The organism is Tumidithrix helvetica PCC 7403 (genome assembly GCF_965232925.1).
Lineage (GTDB): Bacteria > Cyanobacteriota > Cyanobacteriia > Pseudanabaenales > Pseudanabaenaceae > Tumidithrix > Tumidithrix helvetica.
This window is the reverse complement of the sequence record NZ_CBDDRA010000018.1, coordinates 1-25,077: the sequence shown is the minus strand read 5'-3', so window position 1 is coordinate 25,077 and position 25,077 is coordinate 1. Positions and strand designations below refer to the sequence as shown.

The 25,077-nt window shown below is 45.8% G+C and carries 19 protein-coding genes; 9 read left to right on the top strand and 10 right to left on the bottom strand.

Annotated features, from left to right (window positions below; genetic code table 11):
* Nucleotides 1–361 precede the first annotated feature (361 nt).
* From ACP2WE_RS16540 to gshB, 4 genes are all read left to right on the top strand, one after another.
* A complete protein-coding gene (locus ACP2WE_RS16540) occupies nucleotides 362–655 on the top strand; it encodes a hypothetical protein (RefSeq protein WP_425216655.1) in 294 nt (97 codons plus the stop codon).
* 146 nt (nucleotides 656–801) lie between these two features.
* Nucleotides 802–1,545: a biotin--[acetyl-CoA-carboxylase] ligase gene (locus tag ACP2WE_RS16535; protein ID WP_425216654.1), complete on the top strand. Its 744-nt coding sequence runs from the start codon at nucleotides 802–804 to the stop codon at nucleotides 1,543–1,545.
* 116 nt (nucleotides 1,546–1,661) lie between these two features.
* Nucleotides 1,662–2,849: a M23 family metallopeptidase gene (locus ACP2WE_RS16530; RefSeq protein ID WP_425216653.1), complete on the top strand. Its 1,188-nt coding sequence runs from the start codon at nucleotides 1,662–1,664 to the stop codon at nucleotides 2,847–2,849.
* Between the two features lie 136 nt (nucleotides 2,850–2,985).
* A complete protein-coding gene (gshB, locus tag ACP2WE_RS16525) occupies nucleotides 2,986–3,954 on the top strand; it encodes a glutathione synthase (RefSeq protein ID WP_425216652.1) in 969 nt (322 codons plus the stop codon).
* Between the two features lies 1 nt (nucleotide 3,955).
* Here the strand turns inward: gshB and cysS are convergent, their stop codons facing one another.
* From cysS to ACP2WE_RS16485, 8 genes are all read right to left on the bottom strand, one after another.
* Nucleotides 3,956–5,407: a cysteine--tRNA ligase gene (cysS, locus tag ACP2WE_RS16520; protein ID WP_425216651.1), complete on the bottom strand. Its 1,452-nt coding sequence runs from the start codon at nucleotides 5,405–5,407 to the stop codon at nucleotides 3,956–3,958.
* A gap of 47 nt (nucleotides 5,408–5,454) precedes the next feature.
* Nucleotides 5,455–6,114 (bottom strand): Uma2 family endonuclease, encoded by a 660-nt coding sequence (locus tag ACP2WE_RS16515; RefSeq protein WP_425216650.1) that lies wholly within the window; start codon nucleotides 6,112–6,114, stop codon nucleotides 5,455–5,457.
* 62 nt (nucleotides 6,115–6,176) lie between these two features.
* Entirely contained in the window at nucleotides 6,177–6,827 is a 651-nt protein-coding gene (locus tag ACP2WE_RS16510) for a Uma2 family endonuclease (protein WP_425216649.1), read from the bottom strand.
* A gap of 26 nt (nucleotides 6,828–6,853) precedes the next feature.
* Complete coding sequence (gene hisI, locus ACP2WE_RS16505) at nucleotides 6,854–7,201, bottom strand: phosphoribosyl-AMP cyclohydrolase (protein WP_425216648.1); 348 nt, start codon at nucleotides 7,199–7,201, stop codon at nucleotides 6,854–6,856.
* A gap of 32 nt (nucleotides 7,202–7,233) precedes the next feature.
* Complete coding sequence (locus tag ACP2WE_RS16500; protein ID WP_425216647.1) at nucleotides 7,234–9,099, bottom strand: protein kinase domain-containing protein; 1,866 nt, start codon at nucleotides 9,097–9,099, stop codon at nucleotides 7,234–7,236.
* Between the two features lie 152 nt (nucleotides 9,100–9,251).
* Nucleotides 9,252–10,847 carry a protein kinase domain-containing protein gene (locus tag ACP2WE_RS16495; protein WP_425216646.1) on the bottom strand — a complete coding sequence of 532 codons (1,596 nt, stop codon included), beginning with the start codon at nucleotides 10,845–10,847 and terminating at the stop codon, nucleotides 9,252–9,254.
* 174 nt (nucleotides 10,848–11,021) lie between these two features.
* Nucleotides 11,022–11,717, bottom strand: a complete 696-nt coding sequence (locus ACP2WE_RS16490) for a PsbP-related protein (protein WP_425216645.1) — start codon at nucleotides 11,715–11,717, stop codon at nucleotides 11,022–11,024.
* A 223-nt stretch (nucleotides 11,718–11,940) separates the two neighbouring features.
* A complete protein-coding gene (locus tag ACP2WE_RS16485; protein WP_425216644.1) occupies nucleotides 11,941–12,654 on the bottom strand; it encodes a hypothetical protein in 714 nt (237 codons plus the stop codon).
* A gap of 254 nt (nucleotides 12,655–12,908) precedes the next feature.
* Here ACP2WE_RS16485 and ACP2WE_RS16480 point away from each other — a divergent pair, with 254 nt between their 5' ends.
* The 4 genes from ACP2WE_RS16480 to ACP2WE_RS16465 all read left to right on the top strand — a co-directional run bounded on the left by ACP2WE_RS16480 (nucleotide 12,909) and on the right by ACP2WE_RS16465 (nucleotide 19,312).
* Nucleotides 12,909–14,708: a serine/threonine protein kinase gene (locus ACP2WE_RS16480; RefSeq protein ID WP_425216643.1), complete on the top strand. Its 1,800-nt coding sequence runs from the start codon at nucleotides 12,909–12,911 to the stop codon at nucleotides 14,706–14,708.
* A 34-nt stretch (nucleotides 14,709–14,742) separates the two neighbouring features.
* Complete coding sequence (locus tag ACP2WE_RS16475) at nucleotides 14,743–16,377, top strand: Hsp70 family protein (protein ID WP_425216642.1); 1,635 nt, start codon at nucleotides 14,743–14,745, stop codon at nucleotides 16,375–16,377.
* A gap of 37 nt (nucleotides 16,378–16,414) precedes the next feature.
* Nucleotides 16,415–18,604 carry a DNA helicase RecQ gene (gene recQ, locus ACP2WE_RS16470; protein ID WP_425216641.1) on the top strand — a complete coding sequence of 730 codons (2,190 nt, stop codon included), beginning with the start codon at nucleotides 16,415–16,417 and terminating at the stop codon, nucleotides 18,602–18,604.
* Nucleotides 18,605–18,901: 297 nt separating this feature from the next.
* A complete protein-coding gene (locus tag ACP2WE_RS16465) occupies nucleotides 18,902–19,312 on the top strand; it encodes a hypothetical protein (RefSeq protein ID WP_425216640.1) in 411 nt (136 codons plus the stop codon).
* Nucleotides 19,313–19,398: 86 nt separating this feature from the next.
* On the opposite strand, the gene ACP2WE_RS16460 is transcribed toward ACP2WE_RS16465, so the two are convergent.
* Entirely contained in the window at nucleotides 19,399–20,217 is an 819-nt protein-coding gene (locus tag ACP2WE_RS16460) for a Uma2 family endonuclease (protein ID WP_425216639.1), read from the bottom strand.
* A 353-nt stretch (nucleotides 20,218–20,570) separates the two neighbouring features.
* The gene (locus ACP2WE_RS16455; protein ID WP_425216638.1) at nucleotides 20,571–22,088 is read right to left on the bottom strand and encodes an acyl-CoA synthetase; all 1,518 of its coding nucleotides are present in this window, start codon (nucleotides 22,086–22,088) and stop codon (nucleotides 20,571–20,573) included.
* A gap of 214 nt (nucleotides 22,089–22,302) precedes the next feature.
* On the opposite strand from ACP2WE_RS16455, the gene ACP2WE_RS16450 reads away from it, so the two are divergent.
* Nucleotides 22,303–24,588, top strand: coding sequence for a DUF1796 family putative cysteine peptidase (locus ACP2WE_RS16450; RefSeq protein ID WP_425216637.1), 2,286 nt, complete (start codon nucleotides 22,303–22,305; stop codon nucleotides 24,586–24,588).
* The last annotated feature ends 489 nt before the right edge of the window (nucleotides 24,589–25,077 follow it).

Below are 25,077 nucleotides of genomic sequence, written 5' to 3'. Positions count from 1 at the left end.
GTCTAACCTGCATTATCCATGAGAATTGGCAAAAACACTCAAAAGCCTTACTGAAAAATGATTCTAGCGAATCGCTCAAACCTACATTCAGCAGGTTATTTAGAGCAAAAAATAATATTTATCTGAAAAAGCACCAAGAAACTGCAAAATATGATGATCTTCTGCAAGAAAAATATTACAAAGCTAAAACTTATGTATATAGAAGGTGGTATTGACGGACTAGTGCCACAAGGAATCGCTGAGCTAAACCCACTTAACACCTTCGCAAACCCATCAAGCCAAGGCGCAGCCTCACTCTATTCCCCCATTAACTTTTGAATTCCAAGATTCCATTTCAACCCCTCAATCCGATCGCAACCCCTTGCCAGTCTTAGCTTTTCAAAAATCTATTTTGGGTCAAGACTCCTACACAGCCTCTCCATCAATTTCATTAGGGGCTGACTCAAATCCCGAACTTCTCCACCCAGACATATCCTTCAATCTCAACACTCCTGTTCGCTTCGACCCCTTTACTGGAATACTTTCAACCCAAGCAGACAGCAGAGACAATATTCTCCACGAAGCGATCGACACACAAGGCTATTACGAACTCAATCTGGACGGACTTCTGTTTTCTAGCGAGATGTGCTTGGAGTTGCGGCGGAACGCATCTTAAAAGGAATCGCTTCAGCCGCTAATTTTTCTTGACGCTCTTGGTTCGCACCATGACTTGACGCAGTAAAGAGTTTTGAGAAGTTCAGTCAGGCTAAAATCTCAGGTTAAAATCTCAGTGTAAATTCCTCAGTAGTCTTGCATGAATTTATGATGCGATCGCAAATCATTCATTACGAACAAGTTGATTCGACCAATAGCGAAGCGTGGCGGTGGATCGATCTCGCTTCCGATGCCAACGCGAAGCAGCTAGAGGGAACCGCGATCGCTGCCAAACAGCAAACCAAGGGACGCGGGCAACGCGGACATACTTGGCAATCCGATCTGGGCGGTTTGTATTTATCGGTAATTGTGCAGCCCAATATTTCGGCAACCCACGCCAGTCAAATTACTTTGTGGAGTGCGTGGGGCATTGCGACGGCTCTGAATACCACTGGGGCAAATGTACGGATCAAATGGCTCAACGACCTGCTTGTCGATGGACGTAAACTGGGTGGCATTCTCACAGAAACCAGAATAGAGGCTGGGCTTGTCACCTATGCCGTGATTGGGATCGGGATTAATTGGTTAAACACTGTGCCCGATGGCGCGATCGCTTTGTCAGATTTAGCCACGAATATTACCGACCTCGATCGCTTGACGGAGCTTGTCTTAGGTGGGGTGATGCAAGGACGCGATCGCTTTGCCCGTGAAGGAATCGAGCCAATTTTGTCAGACTATGTTACATTACTCAGCGAGCGATCGGTTACGACCCAACACTTAGGACGGGAACATAAAGGTTACATTTCCGACATTACAACAACTGGCGATCTTGTCGTAATATGGGAGGGCAGTTCGCAGCCTTCGATTTATAGACCTGGTACATTTTCGCTAGGTTATGATTCGCTAGGTTAACAGAGGTAAGCACTAGGTTTACTCTAGGTTTATTCAAGGGCTAGGCAATCAAACCGTCACACCTAGAAACTTGACCTAAAAATTTGACCTAAAAAAACCATCTCCGAAACTATCCCATGAAACAACTTAGGAAGATGCCCCAACAATCACTGCTAAAACTATCTCTGCTCAGCCTTTGCCTTTCCATGAGTGGAAATGTCATGCTCGTCACAGGACTTGGTGACGCCCAAGCAGCTAAAAAATCGGCAATTTCCCCAGAAGTCACTGCCCCAAATCCAGCACCAAGAGTTGCCCCAACCCCTGAGCCAGTAGAAGCACCACAGCCTCAAATTGACAGGTCTGCCCCTGCGATCGAGATTCAAACCAGTAGCCCTAGTACGCGTAGCAATACCCAAGGCAATACCCAAAGCAATAAGCGAGGCGCAACCTCTGAGCCTTCTATAGTCGAGATCCAATCCCGTCAACCGCAATCCTCAGCTACGAAACCAGCCTCGGGTAATAGCAACTCAGGGAATGTCGAGATTGTGTTTGAAAGTCGTAAGTCAGGCTGTCAAGCCAGAGGTCAGGATCTAGGCAGCCGTCAAGCCAATTTGTGCGCTCCCGAAGTTGAGATTGCCAGAAATGCGCCCACCAACTTGATCTATTCATCCACAGGAGAACCCGTTGTACAGGTGCGTAAACTGACTCGATCTGAGATTGAGTCCATGAGTGTTCCCAGTAATGGCGATAAGCGGATGTTGTTCCCTTTATCGATTCCAGCGATTATTAGTTCCTCTTTTGGCTATCGCGTACACCCGATTACCCAAGCCGTAAAATTCCATCAAGGTACAGATATCGCTGCCGCAGAAGGAACTCCCGTTGTCGCAGCCTATAGTGGTAAGGTGGAAATTTCTGGATGGCTAGGTGGTTACGGTCTGGCGGTTGTAATTTCCCATGGTGACACCCACGAAACTCGCTATGCACACCTTTCGGAAGTATTTGTCAAACCCGGCCAAGTCGTCAAACAGGGCACTGTGATTGGTTTGGTGGGTACTACTGGCTTCTCTACTGGTCCCCACCTCCACTTTGAGCTATGGGAGAGAATCAGAGGAGAATGGACGGTCATGGATCCCACTTCCCATTTGATTTTGGCTCTAGATCGGTTGAATACTTACTTAGCACAGCTCAATAATCCTGAAAGTGCCAAACCTAGTGTTAAACCTAGTATCAATGGCAAACCTAGTATTAATAAACTTGGAACGAAAAAGCCTGTGATTGATATTCTGGGGATGGCTAGACTGTTCGCTAAAACCGCAAAGGGATAAGAAAATCGGCATAATTAAACGGTAGGATGTTTTAGTTGCAAGCATAACGCATCCTACCCTTATTCATCATGGGTTACGCGATCGCTAACCCATCCTACAATGATTCATTTTAAATCCACCGACTTAACTTAAACGGATGAAACTAGCGTTTATTATCGACCCGATCGCAAAGCTCGACCCCACCCATGATACGAGCGTCACCTTGATGGAAGCTGCTTGTCATAGAGGGTATGAGGTATTCGTCACCAATGTGGAATCTCTCAGCGTAATTGGGGGTAAAGCTTGGGCATTGTTACAACCCGTTGTGGTTCATCCTGTGGAACTGGTGGATGGTAAATGGGTTGCGCCTCATCCTTGGTACGAGCTTAAGACAGGTAAGTTTCAAGCGCTTGAAACAATGCAGGTTGTGTGGATGCGTCCCGATCCACCCGTCACGGTCAACTACATTTATGCGACCTATATCCTCGATTACGTCGATCCGAAGCAAACCCTTGTTGTAAATTCTCCCGCAGGAATTCGCTCGGCAAATGAGAAGGTCTATGCCCTGCAATTTCAGGATGTGGTGCCTGAAACGATCGTCACCAGCGATAAGGAAGTCATTCGCAAGTTTGTCGCCTCCAAAACCGAAGCGATTCTAAAACCCCTAGATGGCAAGGGTGGAGAAGGAATTCTGTTTGCACAGCAGGGCGATCGCAACTTAAACTCTCTGATCGAGATGAGTACCAAATTTGGCACAACGCCGATTATGGTGCAAGCCTATCTCCCCGCTGCCCAAGAGGGAGACAAGCGGATTATTCTCTTAGATGGCGAACCGATCGGAGCCGTCAATCGCGTCCCCCGTTCGGGCGAGTTTCGCGGCAATATGGCAGCAGGCGGAAATGCCGTGAAGAGCAAGATTAGCAAAAAAGAAAAGGAAATCTGTGCCAGACTCGCGCCCAAGCTGCGCCAAGATGGACTGGTGTTTGTGGGAATTGATGTAATTGGTGGCTATCTCACAGAAGTGAATGTCACAAGTCCAACGGGTTTAAGAGAAATCGATCGCCTTGATGGGGTGAGATTGGGCGATCGCGTCATGGACTGGCTGGCGGAAAAGGTGAAATCCTAAACTAACGTCGCCATCTTGTCGTACCGTCGGGTTGATCGATCAGGATAATATTCATGGCTTTGAGTTCGTCGCGCAGGCGATCGCTTTCCTTCCAATTTTTTGTCCGTCTTGCTTCCACTCGCTGCTCAACCATTCGGTTGATTTCACCATCTTTAAGATCTTCAAACATTTTTTCTCCAGCCGAAGGTGGAAGTTGAATGCCAGTCTCTTGAAGAGGTTCTGCTTCCAGTCCTAATAGATCAGTTAGGTATTTAAGAGTCTTCCAAATTTGTGCAAGTTTATCAACCTCAGTAACTATTTTGCCTGTATGTACAAAAACATTTCTCTCTGTACTTAGTTTCTTGGCAAGTTCAAACACTACTGAGAGTGCTATGGAAGTATTAAAATCATCATCCATTGCTGCATTGAAGCGATTCACCATCTCACTATCAAGCTGAGCTTCTGAAGCTAACTCTAGCAGTTTTTTGTCAGCAAACCTCAACCCGATTTCAATAGTTTCCCATCCTTTGGTGGCAGCATTGATTGCTTCTTCAGTAAAATCAATTGGTTGGCGATAGTGAGATTGCAGGATGAATAAACGGATTGCCATTGGATCGTAATGTGTTGAAAGTGCGCGAATTGTGGTGAAGTTACCGAGAGATTTAGACATCTTCTCGCCTTCAATATTCACAAAGCCGTTATGCATCCAGTAATTAGCTAAAGGTTGATGGGTGGCGGCTTCTGATTGAGCGATTTCGTTCTCATGATGGGGGAACTGTAGATCGGCTCCACCTGAATGAATGTCAATGCGATCGCCTAGACGCGATCGCACCATTGCTGAGCATTCGATATGCCAACCTGGGCGACCGTTGCCCCAAGGCGACTCCCAGAAAGGTTCGTCGGGCTTGGCAGATTTCCACAAAGCAAAGTCAAAGGGATAGTGTTTTAGGGGTTCATCCCCATCGACGCGACCGCTTGCCCCTGCGCGCATATCCTCTAGTTTGCGTCCTGATAGCTTGCCATAGTTGGGGAATTTCTGTACGGCATAGTAGACATCGCCGCTCACCGCATAGGCGTAGCCCGATTGTTCTAACGTTTGAATCAACTCAATAATCGCTGAAATCGACTCTGTGGCACGCGGATATTCGTCGGCTGGAAGGATGTTTAGATTTGCCATATCCAAGTCATAGGCAGCGATGAACTCCTCAGCCAAGGCTTGCATGGTAATGCCACGCTCTTTGGCACGATTGAGGATTTTGTCGTCGATGTCGGTGATATTTTGCACGTATCGCACCTCATATTTGGTGGATAGGTATCGCCGCACCATATCCCACACCACATAGGCCCGAGCATGACCCAAGTGGCAATAGTCATAGACGGTGACGCCACAGACATACATTTTCACCTTGCCAGCTTCTAGGGGTGTAAAATCTTCTTTTTTGCGGGTAAGGGAATTGTAAATACGAAGGGTCACGATGCTTTTTCCTGATTGTGATTGCGAGGGACTCGATTAAACAGCCCCTATTGTAGATCTTGGAGCCGCTTTTGAATAGTTACGCGCAGCGATCGCGTCGCTGCGATTTCCCCAGTTTGACAGGCTTGCAAAAATTCATAGAGATCTGTTTTCGTAACGATTGGAAATGTAGGGCTGGTTTCAACGGTCTGATAGGTTTGCCCTTGTAGCACATAAATTTCTAAGACTTGGCCGTTGTAACGCCAAAACTCTGGCACGCCCATGCTGGCATATAGTGCGGGTTTGTTGATATCCATATGTGTAATGTCTACCTCCACAACAATATCGGGCGGCGGATCTTGATTGAGATCGACGATTTTCCCTGCTACAAGTGGTTGATTTTGAATGTAAAAGCTGCGATCGGGTTCTGCGCCTTTCTGGAGATCTTCGCGGTTGAGCGTAGTTGAACCCATTGACTTAATTTCATATCCCATGACCTCCACCAGAACGCGAACGAACAAACCGATTAATTCACCTGCGTTATCATGCTGTTCGAGAGGCATTCTAATCTCCAATGTACCTTGGTCGTAAGCTAATCGTGCCGTGCGGCGATCGCCCAATTCTGTAAGAATTTGCAGGTAGGTTTCCCAAGAAATATGATGGAGCACCACTCTCTGAGCAGTAGGTACTTTATTTGCTGGAGGATTCGGTAGAACGTTTGTAATCATAGTCAATGGGAAATAGACAATCTCTAGACTCGCTGGATCTGCCCGTAGTTGCCCAACTCCCCCTACAGGATTGCTCGAATCTGTTCCTTGAATTTTCGCACTGTGGCACGTTGACCGATTTCGTAGCTTTGTTCGATATAGGTGGGAATTTCAGCAATGGGAAATAGGGGCAAGGCTAGACTTTGCTGCGATCGCTTGTACTTGCCTTCTTGCAGTTGATAAACCTCCAAAACTTTTTTGCGATATCGCCATAGCTCTGGTACTTCAATAGAGGCATACAAAGAGAATTTATCTAATGAAGAACTGGTGTGGTCTGACTCAATCACTAAGTCTGGGGGTGGGTTTTCAGGCAAGCGAATATTCCTAATTCCTCTAACTTTTAGCTCATTTTGAATATAAAAACAGGTGTCAGGCTCAACCGCACGACTCAGATCGACTCGCTCTAGCTTTAGAGAGCCAAGTTGCATAATCTCAATTTCTAAGCGATCTGCCATTGCAGTCACCAGATCGGCAATGACAATTTTGGGTTGCTCATGTTCTTGTAAAGGCATTCTCAACTCCAACACACCGCGATCGTAAGCAATTCGGCAAACTCGATTATCCCCTAGCTCAGCCATCAATTTTTGATAGGCTTGCCAACTAAGATCTTGCAATCTGATAAATTGCTGCTCTCGAATTTGAGCTTCGGTAACAATTGGTAGTGTGGTTGTCATAAACCTCAAAATTAGCGCCGAAATGTTTAGACATGATTTAATTCTACTTCTTTAAAAAAGCAACTCCTAGCACCTGTGTGACAGGCGATATTCCCGACCTGCTCGATTTTGATCAAGAGCGTATCGGCATCGCAGTCATAAAATAGCTGTTTCACTTTTTGGATATGACCTGATGTTGCGCCTTTGTGCCAAAGTTCGGAACGCGAGCGACTCCAATAATGGGCTTCGCCTGTAGCAACGGTTAAGGCGATCGATTCGCGATTCATCCATGCCATCATCAGCACAGACCCATCTTGATAATCCTGCGCGATCGCAGGAATCAAGCCATTTGCATCATATTCAAGATTGGCAATCCAATCAGAGTTTGGAGTCATATTTGTCATCACAAAATACCCAAGGAATAAAACTAAGGAATCTTAACATTCGTGTTGAGTTTAAAGCTATTGATAATTGTGTTAATAGAAGTTTTTAATCGAGGGAACTGTTCAGCTAAGACCCCAGTTGTCAAGAGTGTGACTTTATTATCTTTCTTCCAGATAAAACTATTTCCCTGAATTCTTGCCGTAGCTCCTTTAATCGTCTCATCAAATCCCCAGACGATTTCAATACTGCCATCGGGCTGAGCGATCGGCGCATCCAGCGAGAAACCTGGTTTAGAGCCAAAAGTATTCTTTAAGAAGGTTTGGAGAAGCTCAGTCAATTTATCAGGTGTTGAGTCAGCAGGAGCTTTAAAAATATCAACGGCAATGAGAGCGTTTTGGGTGGGGTCAAACCAGACAACAATGACTTCTCCAGGTTTACTCGTGTCTGTAGGTGTCCATCCTGTAGGTATGGAAATCTCAAACAAGCCTGAGCTATGTTTAAAAGTATTGAAGGATGTGATTTTTACCTGTTGGAACTTCTTAGAGGAATCATTCCCCGCATTTGCTTCTGTCGTTGGCTCAGGTGTAGGAGATGCCTCTGGAGTTGGCGAGGTATCGATACTGATAGGGGTTTTCTGAGAATCAGGATTCCCTTTTGTCGTTTGCACGGATTGACCAGAATTTGGTAATAATTTAGGGACGACAAAAAGTCCTATGACACCAAGAACGACCATACCTGCGCCAATCAAAGCTCCTAATATTACAGAGGGATTTGAAGGAGAGGATTGAGAACTTGGTTGGGAAGTAGAAGGTTGAGGATTTGGCGGATAAAACGATTGAGGAGTTACAGGTACGGTATTTTGCTGAGAATGAGGCAGGGGACTTGGTTGATAGTTGGCTGGTGGCTGATTTTGAGGCGAAGCAGAAGAAATAATCGTTGCAGGGGCAGATGAAGCCAATCCAGGTGTAGTTGGACGAGCGGGCGATGCGATCGCTGGCTCGCCTCCACTAGAAACCCCACTAGAAACCCCACTAGAAACCACTGTGGGATCGCTATGGGTTGCGGGTGCATTAGCAACAGGATTAGCGATCGCTTTAAGCGCCTGTAATGCCTCAATGGCTGACTTATAGCGTTGGCTAAAGTGATAATGCACCATGGTCTGTAAAACATCCGCAAGCGCATCACTCACTTGGGCGCGATCGCGCCAAACAATTTCACCCGTATTCGGATCTTCAGGTAGCTGTTCGGGTTGAAGTCCAGTAAGAGCTTGAATTCCAATCATGCCCACAGCATAGACGTCACTGCTCAGCCTAGGCTTACCCTTGGCTTGCTCGCTGGGCATATAACCTGGGGATCCAATGCATACCGTAACATTGGTTTGCCCCTGCGAGTCCACACCTAAAAGACTGACATCTTTGACTGCGCCAAAATCGATTAAGACAATCTTTCGGTCTCGGTTTCGACGCATCAAGTTTTGCAGCTTGATATCGCGATGAATCACATTGTTTTGATGTACAAATGCTAAAACATCAAGGATTTCTAGCAAAAGGTTAATGACTTCATACTCAGGCAACTTTCTGCCTGCTTGAATCTCTACAGCTAAATTATGACCATCGACAAACTCTTCAACTAAGTAAAAACCGTCCCCTTCCTCAAAGTGGGCAAATAAATCTGGAATCTGCGGATGTGCATTCCCTAATTTGTATAAATATTCTGCCTCGCGTTCAAAAAGACTCTTAGCCACGGGTAAAACGCCAGGCGATGTATCTTTAGGCTTTAGCTGTTTAACCACACATTTAGGGCTACCGGGCAAATCTCTGTCTACCGCCAGGTAAGTATCACCAAATCCCCCACTGCCCAATACTTCTGTAATGGAATAACGATTTCTCAGGGTTGTGCCAACTAGCATAATTTTAGGCTGGTATGTTGATCTGGTCAGTATGACGAGGCGATCGCAATCGCGTTGTAAACCAATTTTGGCACAAGCGACGATGTAGTGACAAGCAACCAGCCAAAGCGCTTAATTTGGGGGCTAAAGTTTAAACGTAAGCTACATAAGTCCTAAAAAGCTTGTTGTAGCTTGACCACTAAAGCTCGAGCCGTATCGTTTTCAGGTCCTGCAACTGCAAAAAACACAATTTTATTACTCGTAACACAACGAATGGAAGCGCTATATCGTCCGTTAGCGGCAAAAGCTCCACTGCCAATCAACTCAAGATGCTCCCTAAAGCCTGCCCTTCTCAGTGCCGCAGCAGCATTATCAACACATGCTTTTTGGCTTAAGTTTGTATCTTTAATGTGATTGAAAATCGTATTCCAATCCTGAGATAGATCGGGTGGGGGAGTAGCTCCTGTCGTAGGCTTTGGTGTCGGGTTTTTGGGGATATCGGTATTCGTGGGAGTTTTTGGAGAAGAGAGATCGGTATTCCCATTTGTAGTTTGTACCGATTGCCCCGAATTAGGTAATAACTTAGGAACGACCCAAAAGCCTGCAGCACCAAGAATTACAAGACCAGCACCCACGATCGCTCCAATGAATATCGAGGAATTCGATGAGGATGGTTGTGACGATTGAAAAGGTTGAGGTTGAGAATCAGAAGGATGAGGTGGATAAAACGATTGAGGCGTTACAGGGACAGTATTTGATTGAGAACTAGTAACAGGAACTGGTGGGTAGGTTGGAGGCTGCGCGGTCGGAACGATTGTATCAGGGGCAGTTGCCCCTGGAGTGACTGGATGAGAAGGTGGCGTATAGGCAACATCGGGCGAAGCAGAAATAACTGTAGAAGCATCATGTTGAGAGTCTAGACTTGCGGCGGAACTCATCCTGAAAGGAATCGCTTTGAGTGACTCTAATGCTTCAACCGCCGACTTATAACGTTGACTAAAGTGATAGTGCACCATTGTCTGTAAAACATTCGCAAGCGCATCACTTACTTGGGCGAGATCGCGCCAAACAATCTCGCCCGTATTCGGATCTTCAGGAAACTGCTCGGGTTGGAGTCCAGTTAATGCTTGAATTCCTATGATGCCAACGGCATAAACATCACTGCTCAGCCTAGGCTTACCCTTTGCCTGCTCGCTAGGCATATAACCTGGCGAACCAATGCTGACCGTAGCATTCGTTCTTCCTTGCGAATCTATGCCTAAAACACTGATATCTTTGACCGATCCAAAGTCAATTAGTACAATCTTCTCATCGCGGTTTCGTCGCATCAAATTTTGCAGCTTGATATCGCGATGAATCACATTATTTTGATGTACAAATGCCAATACTTCAAGAATCTCTAGCAGAAGACGAATGACTTCATGCTCTGACCATCTGATACCCACTGAAACCTCTACTGTGAGGTTATGACCATCGATAAACTCTTCAACTAAGTAAAAATCTTCCCCTTCTTCAAAATGGGCAAACAACTCAGGAATCTGGGGATGAGCCTTGCCTAGTTTGTATAAATATTCAGCCTCACGCTCAAATAAACTCTTAGCTACTGGTAAAACACCAGGAGAGGTATCTTTGGGCTTTAACTGTTTAACCACACATTTAGGGCTGCCCGGTAAATCTCTGTCTATCGCTAGGTAGGTATCACCAAACCCCCCACTGCCCAATACTGCTGTAATGGTGTAGCGATTTCTCAGGGTTGTGCCAACTAGCATAATTTTGGGCGGTCTGATGATTTGGTAAGCATGACGACGCGATCGCCGACCCTAACACTAATTTTGGCACAAACTCTGCTGTGCTGACAAACCAAAATGTTTGAATTACAGCCTATCTAAATAACGAATCAATGCATTGATATCCCACAGGTTTGGGGGATATCCTTCTAAAGGCTAAGGAACTTTTGTGGCAGCATCAACTTTAAAGCTGTTCACAATCTTGTTAAACGAATCTTGTAAAGTCGGAAATTGTGCCTCAATGGCTCCCGTTGTGAGTAAAGATGCTTTATCTCCTTGTTTTGCGATAAAGCTATTCCCTTGAATTCTTGCAGTAACCCCTTTTACAGTCTCATCAAAGCCCCAGATAATTTGGATGCTACCATCAGGTTGTGGTGTTGGTTTTTCCATAGAGAAGCCAGGTTTGTTGCCAAACGTTGTTTTGAGAAAAGTCTGTAGCAACTCAGTCAACTTGTCAGGCGATCCACCTTCAGGAACCTTAAAGATATCTACAGCGATCAAAGCATTTTGTGTCGGATCGAACCACACAACAATCACTTCACCAGGTTTGCTTGTATCTGTAGGACTCCAACCGTTTGGAATATCGATTTGAAAAAGTCCAGAGCTATGTTTATAGGTTTTTAACCCATCGATCTTAACTTCTTGAAACTTTTGGGCTGAGTCTTGCGATGATTTGGTTTCTGTAGGTTTACCCACCGCTTTACTGTCATCTTTCTTGGTGTCATTGGGCTTGACAATTTCAGAATTAGATGAAGTTGTAGGAGACGAAGTTTCTTTGGGAACTGATGGTGTGCAGCCAGCAACGATCGCACTGGCTGACAATATCGAAGCAATCAGGTATCTAAGTCGCATTTTGACTACTCAAGCTTTTCAATATAATTAAACGGAGGCTGGGTTAGGGGCAACCGTAACGCATAAAATCGTTTAGCAGGATGGGCTACGCGATCGCTAACCCGTCCTACAATGATTCATTTTAAATCCACTGACCTAAACTTAACAAATGCTTTTAGAAGGAATGCTCTCCCAACTTAAAGTTAAATAAAGAGAGCATTCCCAAAGGTTTTAAAAACTAGGATTAAGGAACTTTAACGTCAGTGCTAATTTTTTGGCTGTTGGCAATCTTGGTGAAGGAATCTTTGAGCCCATCAAACTGGGATTCCAAAGAACCAAATGTGAGAATTGAAAGCTTGTCGCCTTTTTTCTCGATAAAGCTATTGCCTTGCAGCTTTGCCTTGAGACCTTGGGATGAAGCGGTTGCACTGAAAACAATCTGGACGCTGCCATCGGGTTGAGGCATGGGCTTACCCATCTCAAAATCAGGCTGAGAGCCAAACAGACCTTTGACAACAGTTTCTAGGACTTCAGGGAGCTTATCTACAGAGACATCATTTGGTGGGGTAAAGATATCGGCAGCAATCAAAGCATTGCCTGTAGGATCGGTCCAAAGCACGATGACTTCACCTGCTTTGCTGGAATCAGCTTCTTTCCAGCCCTTTGGCACTTGCATCTCAAAAACCCCAGATTTGTGTTTGTAGGGCTCAAGCTGATCGATCGTTACCTTGGCAAATTTATCGCTAGAGTCCGTTGCTTTTGGGCTAGCTGAAGTTGTAGGAGTAGCTGAAGTTGTAGGGGCTTTTGGGGTAGCTGAGGCTGTGGCTGTAGAAGTAGCAACAGGACTTGTTGTTGCCACAGGTGCTGTAGGGGTACAGGCGGCAAGGGCAATGCTTCCCGACAAAACCGATAAAGCCGCGATCGCTGTATGTTTCAAGCGCAATGATTTAAAATTCATGATCGATTTCCTCACACTTGTAATAAGTAAAAAAACTCACCTACGATGTTAGCATCTAGGCATAAAACATAACAAAAGTTGAAATCACAAATGCCCCAATATATGCATGCAAGTGTCCTGAAATCGTTTCTGGATAGGGAACTCACCCCAGAGTTTTACAACTATTGAGCGTTGCGATCGTATTGAATTCATCGGGAGCTATAGATGGCAGTTAATATAGATAAAGTCAGTAAGTTCGTCTCAAATTTATCTCTATGATGTCAACCCTATTAGACAATCGCTATCGCGTACTACAGGTACTGGGAGGGGGTGGCTTTGGTGAGACATTTTTGGCTGAAGATACCAAGATGCCGTCAAATCGCCACTGCGTGATTAAGCAGTTAAAGCCGATCGCCGACGATCCAAAAATGTATAAGCTTTTGCAAGATCGGTTTCAAAGAGAGGCAGCGATTTTAGAGGATCTGGGCGAACTACATCCCTACATTCCAAAGCTTTATGCCAGCTTTACGGAAAATGGCAAGTTCTACCTCGTACAAGAATGGATTGACGGACAAACACTGACTGCCAAGTTGAAGTCTGAAGGAGAATTAGATGAGGCGACCGTAAAGACTATACTAGCTAGTATTCTGCAAATTTTAGACTACGTGCATGGTAAGGGCATTATCCATCGCGACATTAAACCCGACAATATTATTCTGCGTGCGTCCGATCGCCATCCCGTTCTGATTGACTTTGGTGCTGTTAAGGAAACTGTGAGTACGGGGCTCAATCCCAAACAGGTGGTTAGCTCGATCATCATTGGTACGCCTGGGTTTATGGCATCGGAACAGGCGGCAGGAAGACCTTTCTTTGCTAGCGATATTTATAGCTTAGGGCTCACGGCAATTTATATGCTGACGGGTAAACTTCCTCAAGAACTAGGAACAGATACCCATACAGGTGAAGTCTGTTGGCACGAGTATGCGTCTCAAGTTAGTCTTGGCTTAAAAGCCACCATCGATCGCGCCATTCAGTTTCATCCTCGCGATCGCTTTACCAGTGCTAAAGAAATGCTGAGTGCGTTGCAATCGGACGATCGCACGGCAATGATGGCGGCTTCGACCCTGCCTACAGTGGCAATCGCAGCCCATCAGGGGAACCGCATTCCTTCCCAATTACCTGACTCAGAAGCACAAAAACAGTTCTATAGGACTTCAGTAGAAGGAAATGGAGATACGCTAGTACCAACCTTGGGTAGAAGGCTTAGTGCCAAGCGATCGGGCATAGCCACTTTTCTAGTTATTTTATCCATTGGGATGCTGGGAACGTTGGGATTTTTTATTGCAAAAAACGTAAAATTCAATCTGGGACAGAATATTGGTGCTGGCACGCCCAGTCCCACAGAATCTGTTCCGTCAAACCCACAACTTCCTTCTTTCTACTTTCTGGCTGATTCGGCATTTCAAGAAAAGGCTAGAGCTGAGAGTCAAGTGAAATCGCTGCGGGATGAGGGATACAATCAAGCCAATTCATTTTTGCTAACTGACTATCCTAACTTAGGAGACAAAAAATTTTTCCAAGTTTATATCGATCGCTTTGATAATATAGACCGCTGTATTGCCCAGTTAAAAATCTACGGTCAAAAGAAGCCAGATGTCTATTGTGCCTTTGCCAGCAAGGATGCTAATGCTTCTATCCAGAGAGTTACTGCGGCGGATGTCATTCCTAAGCCCAAGCCCACAGCCGTAGCTGGCATATCACCAGAGCAGGGTGTCAGAGATTACTATGGTCTAATTAACGAGCGCAAGTACGATCTAGCATGGAAGCGTCTATCACCAAAGTTTCAAGTCAATACAGCCAAAGGAAATGATAGCTTTTTGGATTGGTGGAAACAAATTGATAAGGTAAGCATTGACAAGATTCGACTAGTTAATCAAACTTCCAACTCCGCAATTGTAGATGCAGATTTGGCATACTACAAAAAAAGTGGTGTTTTTCCTGAGACCCTGCGAATTACCATGACTTGGGATGAACCTACCAATACGTGGATTTTTACCGAAACCAAACCTAGATAAGCTTTATAGACCGAATAAGAAGAGGGATTGAGTCATGGGTGCGATCGCAATTGATTTTGGTAGCAGTAATACAGCGATCGCGCGATGGAATGTGGTGAGCGATCGACCCGAAACCTTGCGAATTCCAGATCTGAGCCGAACCTATCCTCACAATTTTCTGATTCCATCTTTAGTGTATTTGCAAGATGCAGCGCAGGGGCATGCTGAGATCGGGCAGATTGTGATTAATCGCGGCAAGGACATCGAAAACCCACGTTTCTTTGACCAACTCAAGCGGCGATTATCAAATGCAACGGGCTATATCCCCGAATTGGATGGTGTAAAGGTAACGCCAGAATTTGTCGGGCAGCTATTTTTAGATCGAGTTTTTAGCTGTTTGCGATCGCAGCAGATTCCGCTGACGGAAGTGATTTTTACCGTACCCGTGCAGTCCTACGAACGTTATTTGCGTTGGCTAGAAAATTGTGTGGATGAGTTTTTTACTGCTCAGCCTTCGAGTGGTAATTCGCGAGTGCGCCTACTGGATGAACCTACCGCTGCTGCTTTGGGCTATGCGATCGCACAGCCAAATTCGCTAGTGTTAGTGATTGACTTTGGTGGGGGAACTTTAGACCTAGCCTTGGCAAGAACTCCGCGTACAGAGAATCTATCGGAATGGGGTGAATATGTTGGGGAAGTTAACTCAGAATCTTCCCAAGCAGGCGATCGCGATCTGCCGTCGGATCGCAAAGTCGAGGTGATTGCCAAAACGGGGCAGGTTGTGGGTGGAGAAGATGTCAATCGCTGGCTACTGGAAGATTATTTAAGCAACCATGAAATTGAGGGAGTTTCGGGGAATTCCCATTTACTCCTCTCGCTGATGGAAAGGGTGAAAATCGCGCTTTCGACGGAGGATTCTGCATCAGAGGTATTTTTTGATATCGAGAAGCAGGAAATCCATGACATCCTGTACACGCGATCGCAGCTAGAGGAAATCCTCAAAAAGCGAGGTTTCTATCAAGTCCTGCAAGTGGCGATCGATGAGTTGGTGAAACGAGCTTTTAGCAAGGGAATTCTCAAAGGCGAAATCAAAAACATTTTGCTTGTGGGTGGTTCCACATTAATCCCCTCGGTGCGCGCCGTCATTGCTCGTAATTTCCCCCTAGCAACCCTCCATACCGACAAACCTTTTGAAGCAGTGGCTCATGGCGCGTTAATGCTAAATCATGGTACAAAAGTCCAAGATCACCTCTTCCATTCCTATGCGATTCGCTATTGGGATCGCCAATTGGAGCAATGGCAATACCAACCTTTATTCTTGAGGGGGCAAACCTACCCAACGCGCTACCCCTACGAAATTTTCTTGCGGGCCTCTCAACCCGATCAGGAGTCGATTGAGTTGGTGATTGGCGAAATAGAAAAACGGGTATCTGGATCGGCAGAAATCATTTTTGATGGCGATCGTCTCGTCACAAAAATCGAGTCTGCGGCTTCGGAAGTATTTCTTGCCTTAGGTGAGAACAATGCTCCTCAAGCAATCGCACGACTAGACCCCCTAGGACAGCCAGGCAGCGATCGCTTACAGGTTCTGTTTGAAATTAGCGAACAAAGGGAATTGCTGATTACGGCGATCGATCTCGCTACGCAAAAAAAGCTAATCGCAAATCAATCTGTGGCAAAATTACGCTAGGTATTACGCTAGGTAAAGGAACTCAATACTGACAAGCATGGATAATCTCAGTAAATCGCTCAAGCAGTATTTTGGGTATGACAACTTTCGCCTCGGGCAACGCGAAATCATTGAAGCCGTGCTAGCGGGAAGAGATACGATCGCGATTATGCCCACGGGAGGTGGTAAGTCGATTTGCTTCCAGTTGCCTGCCCTCATCCAAACGGGGATTACAATCGTGGTTTCGCCGCTGATTGCCTTGATGCAAGATCAGGTGGCAGCCTTGCAAGAGAATGGCATTGCCGCTACATTTCTCAACAGCAGCATCGCACAGAACGAAGTGGCAACGCGATCGCAATCGATTCTAGAAGGTCGTACCAAACTCGTCTATGTTGCGCCCGAGCGCCTGTTTTCAGAACGATTTTTACAGTTTCTCGATGAGGTGCGCGATCTCGTCGGCATCGCTGGCTTTGCGATCGACGAAGCCCACTGCGTATCGGAATGGGGACATGATTTTCGCCCAGAATATCGTCAGCTAGCCCAACTACGCGATCGCTATCCCCATGTTCCTGCGATCGCCCTGACTGCCACCGCCACCGATCGGGTGCGACAGGATATTTCTAACCAACTGCAACTGCGCCAGCCCTTTGTGCATCTTGCCAGCTTCGATCGCCCCAATCTGTACTACGAAGTTGTGGAGAAAAAAAGCGAGCGCGATACCTACGCCAAGCTCTTGCAGCAGGTTCGCCTTCAATCTGGTGCTGGTATCGTCTATTGCCTCAGCCGCAAACGAGTCGATGAAATTGCCCAGAGGCTCCAAGAAGATGGAATCGATGCAATTCCCTACCACGCAGGCATGAACGCCAGCGAACGGGAAACCAATCAAATCCGTTGGATTCGCGATGATGCAAGGATTATGGTTGCCACGATCGCCTTTGGCATGGGCATTAACAAGCCCGATGTTCGCTTTGTAATTCATTACGACCTGCCGCGCACGATTGAGGGCTATTACCAAGAGTCGGGACGAGCGGGTAGGGATGGCGAACCTTCGCGCTGTACGCTATTTTTTGGGTATCGCGATATCGAAACCGTTAAATATCTGATCGCCCAAAAAGTCGATCCGCAGTCGGGCGAACCTCTAGAAGCCGAACAGCGCATCGCCCATCAGCAACTGCGCCAAACCCTCGACTATGCCGAAGGATTGGAATGTCGCCGCACGATTTTATTGCGCTATTTTGGTGAAACCCATACGGGAAATTGCGATCGATGCGATAACTGTCGATCGCCAAGACCGCTCAAAGATTGGACAGTCGAAGCACAGAAGTTTCTCTCCTGTGTGGCGCGTACCCAAGAAAAATTTGGTATGACCTATATCATTGATGTGCTGAGAGGTTCGCGTAAGGAAAAGATTTTACAACATGGTCACGAAAAGCTCTCTACCTATGGTATTGGCAAGGATTGGAGTGCCGACAACTGGAAGCAACTGGCGCGATCGCTGCTCCATCAAGGCTTAATCAACCAAACCACAGATGGCTTTGCCATTCTCAAGCTCAACCCACTAAGTTGGGAAGTGATGCGCAAACAACGTTCTGTCATGCTGGCTCTAGAACCCAAAGCAGACGGCGCAACTTCCTCAAATCCCAGTTCCACTGAAGGTTCGGAACGCTCAGAACGCGAATTCACGAGAGATGCCGAACTGCTTTACGATCGGCTACTTGCCCTGCGCAAACGACTGGCTAAAGAACAAAATGTCCCACCCTATATCATTTTTCATGACTCGACAATTCGGACGATGGCAAAAGATCGACCCACTACCCTAGAGGCATTTGGCAAACTGTCTGGCGTGGGTACGCGCAAACTGGAACAGTATGGCGAAATTTTTGTGGCGGCGATTCTCGAATACGAGCAAGCTAGTATTCCCAGTCCGCGAAATAAATTTTCGACCACCCAATTGGAAACCTTAGCGCTGTTCGATCGCGGCTTAGATATCGAAGCGATCGCCCGCGATCGCAACCTCAAAACCAGTACGATATGGGCGCATCTATCAGAGGCAGTCAATCTAGGACATGCGATCGACCCCGATCGCCTCATTTCTCCTCCACGTCAAGCCACCATTCGCGATGCGATCGCCAAACTTGGCATGACATCCCTCAAACCAGTTTTTGAACATTTAGAAGGTGCATACAGCTACGACGAACTTCGCTTTATGGCTGCGATCGCGCGTATGGAATTAGGCGAACAGAGTTAGGTAACTGATGATGGAACACCCTATGGAAGCATATTTTTGCGTGCAAACCTTATTATTTCCCTACTGGAATAGAGGCAATTATGAAAGATAAATGGCAAACTTTATTAAAAAGTTTAGAAATCAAATCAGGTTCTTATCTACCTCCCTCTTTATTAATATGACTTTAGCTTCTTCACTCTAGCCTTTTCAACACTTTTGTGACACTACCAGCAAAATTTGGTACTACTCATATTGGTTTGCTAGAAGATGAGAGTATAACCAAGAGTATGACAGGACTCTTTCAATTCTAAAAAAGAAATGTTTGAATCGATAGCTCCTAATATTTTCATAGATCTAGCTATGGGTGTATTACTGTTTGGTAGCATTGCTCTTTTTCACATGGCTACATGGTCAGTATTAGTTTCTGGATTAAATTTCGTAAAGTACGATCGAGAATTATTGAGAATACTTTCCGAAAGTCCCATTTATGCGATTCAATATGTAAGTCCAATAATTTTTCACTATGTCACAGCAGCAGTAATTACTGCTGCTGTGAGCAGCCAAATTGATATTTTAGATGTTTTCATTATTAGTACCATTCCAATTACTATTTTATATTTGTTGCAGAGATCACCATCATTGAGTAATTGGAATTTTATAATTGGGTTGCTTATCCTTTTTATTGGTGGACTTACAGGAAAAATTTTGATGACATTGTTCGCAATATAAATTTCAAATATCCCACAATGAAGCAAGTATGGTAGACAATGCCCATAATCAAGTTCGATCGCACCTTGCAGGATGCGTCCCGCCGATTACATTTCGTCAGGATTAATCCCAAGTGACCTAAGCCTTTCGGCGAGACGTTGGGCTTTTTGCTCGGCTTGTTTTTGTGCGAGTTCGGCTTGTTGTTTCGCTAGACGTTCTTGGAGCTTTTCATTGCGCTCGCGCTCGGCGATCGCCTCAGCCTCAATTCTTGCCTGTTGCTCAAACGAACGCTCCAATTCCGCCTGAAACCTCGCATGTTCCGCCTCAGCATAAGAACGCAAAACTTGATTAGAGATTGGGTCATAAAAGCGGAAACTTAGGTCTGGATACATATGCAACTCCAAACCTAGAACTTCACTATGTAAAGACAAAGTACCATCAGGCAAAGTTGAAACAGCAATCGCAACATACTTCCCATTCTCTAAACGCACTCCCTGTAAAGAAGTAGGCTTCAAATACTCACCTGATGGATCGTACTGAAAATACTCCTTCACTCCCAAAGCTCGATAAATTAATGGATTTTGTTCTCGGTCTTTTGTCACTGTTCCTTTAGAAGTAAGTTCTAAAACAAAATCAGGAACTTTTCCATCTTCTTTTCCGATTTTGTAACTCACTCTATCTTCATTACTCATACCAAATACCACAAAGATATCTGGTGCTATCCTTTTTTCCGTTAGCTCTTCTTGATAACGAATAAACAGGTTTCCAGACACGTAGACGTTCTGTTTCTTCTCAAACCACAACCTCAGAGCCTCGGTTGCATAACTTAAATTGCGCCGCTGTTTATCACCTTCGGGCATTGGCTCAAAGTCCTCATCAGGAAGTTCTATATTTGAAATTAGCTTGTGATTACCCGAGATTGTCATAACGGCACTCCAAGTCAGGTCAGAATTGTCTATAATTTAGCATATTTCATGCTGAGTACGAGGCAAATGGAAATGTTGTAGCAGCATTAGCGGTGATGGACGCTCGCTCTCAGTTGCCCCCAACATCCCCATGGGGATATAGAGATGAGAATCCAAAGACGATAATCGCTAAGCTCTGCGATCGCCAAACTTGGCATGACATCTCTCAAACCAGTTTTCGAGTATTTAGAAGGTGCATACAGCTACGACGAACTTCGCTTTATGGCTGCGATCGCGCGTATGAAATCTGGTGAGCAGAGTTAGGTAACTTTCGTTTGGTTATTATCGTTCAGTCAGTTCTAGTCTCCTAGCGTTTAGGTCGAGCGCGGCGAACAACTGGGCGAACCAAATAGCTCAGCCACTGTCGGCTTCGTTACCTTTCCCATAGCATTGCGAGGTAGTTCGGGCACGGTGAGAATTTGGGTGGGGACTTTATAGGGAGCCAATTGCGCTTTTGCCCAACTCCTGAAAGTTTCTAACGTCAAACTGCATTCGGGTTGTAATACTAGCGCCGCACAAACCCTTTCGCCCCACTCCAGATCGGCAATTCCCACCACCGCGCATTCCCGAATATCTGGATGCGATCGCAGGACTTCTTCAATTTCCAAAGCGGAAACCTTATAACCACCTGTTTTGATGATATCAACGCTCATGCGTCCCAGAATGCGATAGTTCCCATGCTCGACAATCGCAAAATCTCCAGTGCAGAACCAACCATCTTGAAAGGCTTTTGCCGTTGCTTCTGGATTTTGCCAATATTCTAGAAACACAGTGGAGCCTTTGACCTGAAGTTCTCCTGCCGTCCCCACCACCAGAGCACCAGACTCGTCCACCAATCGGACTTCCACATGGGGTAAGGGTTTTCCCACAGATCCCGCTTGCCTTTGCCCCTGTAAAGGATTCGATAATGCCATGCCAATTTCAGTCATGCCATAGCGTTCCAGCAAAAAATCACCGCTAATATCTTTCCACTTTTCTAGAATGCTTACAGGTAAAGCTGCTGAGCCAGAAACCATCAGGCGCATTTTGGCGCAACCTGCTGACAGTATTTCCTGTCGATCGCGATCGCTAGCTTCCCAAGCCGCAATCAGTTTGGCATAAATCGTCGGCACTGCCATAAATAGGGTGAGATCGCCTGCGGCAATTCGGTTCCAAACGGTTTCGGCATCAAACTTCTGCATCATGTGACATTCTGCCCCAGCCCATAGAGCGCAGGTGAGTACATTGACAATGCCGTGGATGTGATGCAGCGGTAACACTTGCAGGATGCGATCGCTCGATGTCCATGCCCAAGCCTCGATCAAACTGGTGACTTGCGCTTGAATATTTTGATGGGTGGTGACTACGCCCTTAGGTTTGCCCGTCGTACCACTGGTATAGAGAATTAATGCCCGTCGCGTTATCGCTATATCTGGAAAATCTGCATCAGTAAAACCTATATCTGGCGATATTTCTGTTGTAAGGATAAATCTGAGATTGCGGGCTGCCGAGATCGGACGCAGTAGGGGCTCAAAATTTGGATGGGCAACCACAATCGATGCGGCTGAGTTATCGATCGCGTACTCTAATTCTGGGCGAGGGTGAGAAACGCATAGAGGAACGGCGATCCCACCTGCCCGCCAAATCCCCCACTGCGTGGCGACATAGGTAAATTCAGGCGGGATCAGATAGGCAACCCTTTGCTCCTGTAAATCTTTTTGATCCTTCAAAAGAGTTGCAGCAATTTGCCCTGAAGAATGGAGCAGATCGCGAAAGCTAAAGGTTCCTTCTTTCGTAACAATAGCTACTTTTTCTTTATATGCTTGGGCGCGAACAATTAGCGGGAGACTCACGTTTCTTTACCAATTGAGGATGGATTTGGGCAGATCGCTAAAAGCATATAACATCCCACAGGAGATGTATGTATTGTTGGGCTTTGAAAGGAATTTTTAGGGCATAAGGTGATTTCTAAAACATACCTAGAGGGCGCTACATGCTACTGTCAAAACAATTGTAGGAATTGAGCCTTCCTGTCTGATGTCGTATTTTTAAAATAGGAAGAACCCTATGTATCGCTTTCAGATCGTTGCATTCACGCAGGCAGGTGATTCCATTGGTCTTGTCGGTTCTACCGCTGAGTTAGGGCAATGGGATGTTGCGAAGTGCATTCGCCTGCGTACCAGTGCCGATCGCTTTCCTTTATGGTGGACAGATACAGCCATCGATTTTCAAGAGACTTTAAATTTAGGCGATTGCCAAAAGGTTGAATATAAGTATGTACTTTTTGCCGCCGATGGTAGTGTAAGTTGGGAAGCATTGGGGCAAAATCGCTGGATCCCTTTGCATCCTAAAGATTGCTCTAGAACCTTGGTTGTGGACGATGGAGCCTATCGTTATTTACAGCCCTATCCGTTTGGATATATGGAAGACGCTATGGTTGATTCTGCGGTTGAATTGGTTCCTGCCCAACAATCTGAAGTCTTAAAAATTGCGGTTATTGGTAGTTCTGTGGCATGGGGACAAAAAGCTTGGCTGTTGAAAGGTTGGGCGGGATTGTTGGGAGAGGCTTTACAGCAAAAATTTGGGCATCAACTGGTCAATTTGTCGGAGGTCGGTGCGAATGTCAGTAGAACCATCGAACGTTTTTCGGGTGCGATCGCACCCAAAAAGCCAGATGTCGTAATTATTGCCCTATCTTTGGGTAATGAGGGGTTAGCCCATTGTCGTCCTCACGAACGGCGGGCAGCGCAACGGCGGTTTGAAAGTGGCTTGCAAAGGCTGGTCAGAATGACATGGGATTTGGGCGCTCGACCGATTTTGGGTAGCGTTTATCCCCACGGTGATTATGCTGCGGAACATTACTGGTTGCTCCAAGATACCCATGCTCGTATGCTCGAATGGGATGTGCCGATATTGAACTGGTTGCCTGCATTAGATAACGGTCAGGGGCGCTGGAAAGAGGGGATATCCTTTGACCCAGCACATCCGAATACTCTCGGTCATCGACTTATGTACGAAGCGATCGCTCTCGATTTATTCCAACGCGATCGCATCGAGTTAGCCAAAGAAAAATATCGCTTTCAACAGCAGGATGAAATTGCTGTTTACCTTGATGATGCGGGATTCTATATCTCTGCCTGTCTGGAAGAGAAATGTGTGAGAATATGCAACCGATCGCCCCACAGCTACACGATCGCACCCTACTGGGATGAGTTGCAAGCTGCCCTACAAGACAAAGCTGGTTTGGTATCGGGTATTTACATCGCTAAAAAGCCCCAGAAAGGAATACGCGCTTTCTTTGCTGTGGATGAGAATGGAGGGATTACTACAACGATTGAGGTTCCTTCGGGTGCTGACTTGGAATATAGCCATGCCTTTCATCTCTTTTCACCCCATAATTCGCAACTGTTGTTTTATGACGGGCATTTGGGGATTTTACAAGCGGACGAGCAACATCTCTGGATTATCAACGAATCCGATCATGATTACAATATCCATCCCATGTGGCAAGAGGTGCGTAGTGCCTTTAAATTAGTGTCAGAAGGCGTCTATGAAGATCCGCATCATCCCGATCTTCCTTTCCGCACGCTGATGGTGGGTAAAGAAGGGCTGGAAAGCCGAGTGAAGATTGCTTCCAGATCTGCGGTGTTATTCCAATATAAATGTAAATTGACGGATATCAGCCGCGTTGCGGTCTTACCATTGGGCGATCGCTGTGCCGTCCGCATGATGCTCTATAAAATGGAATACGATGGACCAGCCTTTCCCTTCGATCTGACCCGCACGAATGAAATCGGTGATGTTGCTGATGCGATCGCAAATCGCTTTTACGATATGTGGAATCCTAACCTTCTGCATTACAGTTCTGAAGCAGGTAGAATCTACCATGCTAAGTGGAAGGGACTCTCCTTTGCCCATGAGGTCGAGGACACCGACAACCCTCTGCATGACATGGCTCCAGTTCACGAACGGATGCGGGTGCGGTATTCAGCCCGTTCCGAACGATTTTGGTATGCCATTCGCCATAGCGATAAAATCCTTTTCGTGCGCACGGGGATTACCCATCGAGGCGGTGCGATCGATCTAGTCGAAAAGCTAGAAAACCATTGCCAAGGCAAGCCATTTCACCTCCTGCTTTTGTCTCCCCAACCTTCTGCCGAATTTTTAGGCATTCCCAACGTATTGCATTACGATGTGGAATTTAACCCCGATCGCATGTATGAAGATTTGGAATATTGGATGCACTGTACGAAGGTGATGCGCGAAATTCTGGAATCGCTGGGAGTTTCTAGCAAAAACCTCTTCTGGTGTCCGCCCAATCCTCCTAAAGAAAAAGAAGTAACAAAAGGGTAGAAATTTAGATGGGGCATTAATGCTGATAGCAGAAATCGCCTTGTTTGAGATCCTAGTGCTATGGGGGGTAATCTGGTCTAGATTTCGTCTTGTATTTATACAGATAATACATGTGTTATTAGTTTTGGCGATTTAGCATAGTGCATGCAAAGATTTTAAAAAGTTAGCGATTGAGTTCTGGCGCATATTGCGATCCTATTTGATACATGAGAGATTCTTTCCTTTGCATTGCGTGTAGGGGAAATTCATGAATTTCCCCTACACCTTCAAACAGTTGCGGAGATGAATCTCCCGATCGCGTTTTTTCTTACTAGTTTCTAGTGAAGTTAGCGTTGAGGAAGACAAAGTTGTCCGTAAACTCTGACTTTATACCAATTTAAATTATATTGGCAACAGATAGGGCTTCCAAAATGAAAGGATATCCAGTAATCGATGCTATAACTTGGGGAGTTAATTCTGCTAGAAGTTGGTCTACCTTTTCCCTAAGTT

Excerpts from the sequence above, each read along its gene's own strand:
- recQ (WP_425216641.1), top strand. The coding sequence starts at position 16,415 with ATGGATAATCTCAGTAAATCGCTCAAGCAGTATTTTGGGTATGACAAC.
- ACP2WE_RS16535 (WP_425216654.1), top strand. The coding sequence starts at position 802 with ATGATGCGATCGCAAATCATTCATTACGAACAAGTTGATTCGACCAAT.
- ACP2WE_RS16480 (WP_425216643.1), top strand. The coding sequence starts at position 12,909 with ATGATGTCAACCCTATTAGACAATCGCTATCGCGTACTACAGGTACTG.
- hisI (WP_425216648.1), bottom strand. The coding sequence starts at position 7,201 with ATGACTCCAAACTCTGATTGGATTGCCAATCTTGAATATGATGCAAAT.
- ACP2WE_RS16510 (WP_425216649.1), bottom strand. The coding sequence starts at position 6,827 with ATGACAACCACACTACCAATTGTTACCGAAGCTCAAATTCGAGAGCAG.
- ACP2WE_RS16485 (WP_425216644.1), bottom strand. The coding sequence starts at position 12,654 with ATGAATTTTAAATCATTGCGCTTGAAACATACAGCGATCGCGGCTTTA.
- ACP2WE_RS16475 (WP_425216642.1), top strand. The coding sequence starts at position 14,743 with ATGGGTGCGATCGCAATTGATTTTGGTAGCAGTAATACAGCGATCGCG.
- ACP2WE_RS16460 (WP_425216639.1), bottom strand. The coding sequence starts at position 20,217 with ATGACAATCTCGGGTAATCACAAGCTAATTTCAAATATAGAACTTCCT.
- gshB (WP_425216652.1), top strand. The coding sequence starts at position 2,986 with ATGAAACTAGCGTTTATTATCGACCCGATCGCAAAGCTCGACCCCACC.
- ACP2WE_RS16515 (WP_425216650.1), bottom strand. The coding sequence starts at position 6,114 with ATGATTACAAACGTTCTACCGAATCCTCCAGCAAATAAAGTACCTACT.
- ACP2WE_RS16530 (WP_425216653.1), top strand. The coding sequence starts at position 1,662 with ATGAAACAACTTAGGAAGATGCCCCAACAATCACTGCTAAAACTATCT.
- ACP2WE_RS16500 (WP_425216647.1), bottom strand. The coding sequence starts at position 9,099 with ATGCTAGTTGGCACAACCCTGAGAAATCGTTATTCCATTACAGAAGTA.
- ACP2WE_RS16450 (WP_425216637.1), top strand. The coding sequence starts at position 22,303 with ATGTATCGCTTTCAGATCGTTGCATTCACGCAGGCAGGTGATTCCATT.
- ACP2WE_RS16465 (WP_425216640.1), top strand. The coding sequence starts at position 18,902 with ATGTTTGAATCGATAGCTCCTAATATTTTCATAGATCTAGCTATGGGT.
- ACP2WE_RS16495 (WP_425216646.1), bottom strand. The coding sequence starts at position 10,847 with ATGCTAGTTGGCACAACCCTGAGAAATCGCTACACCATTACAGCAGTA.
- ACP2WE_RS16490 (WP_425216645.1), bottom strand. The coding sequence starts at position 11,717 with ATGCGACTTAGATACCTGATTGCTTCGATATTGTCAGCCAGTGCGATC.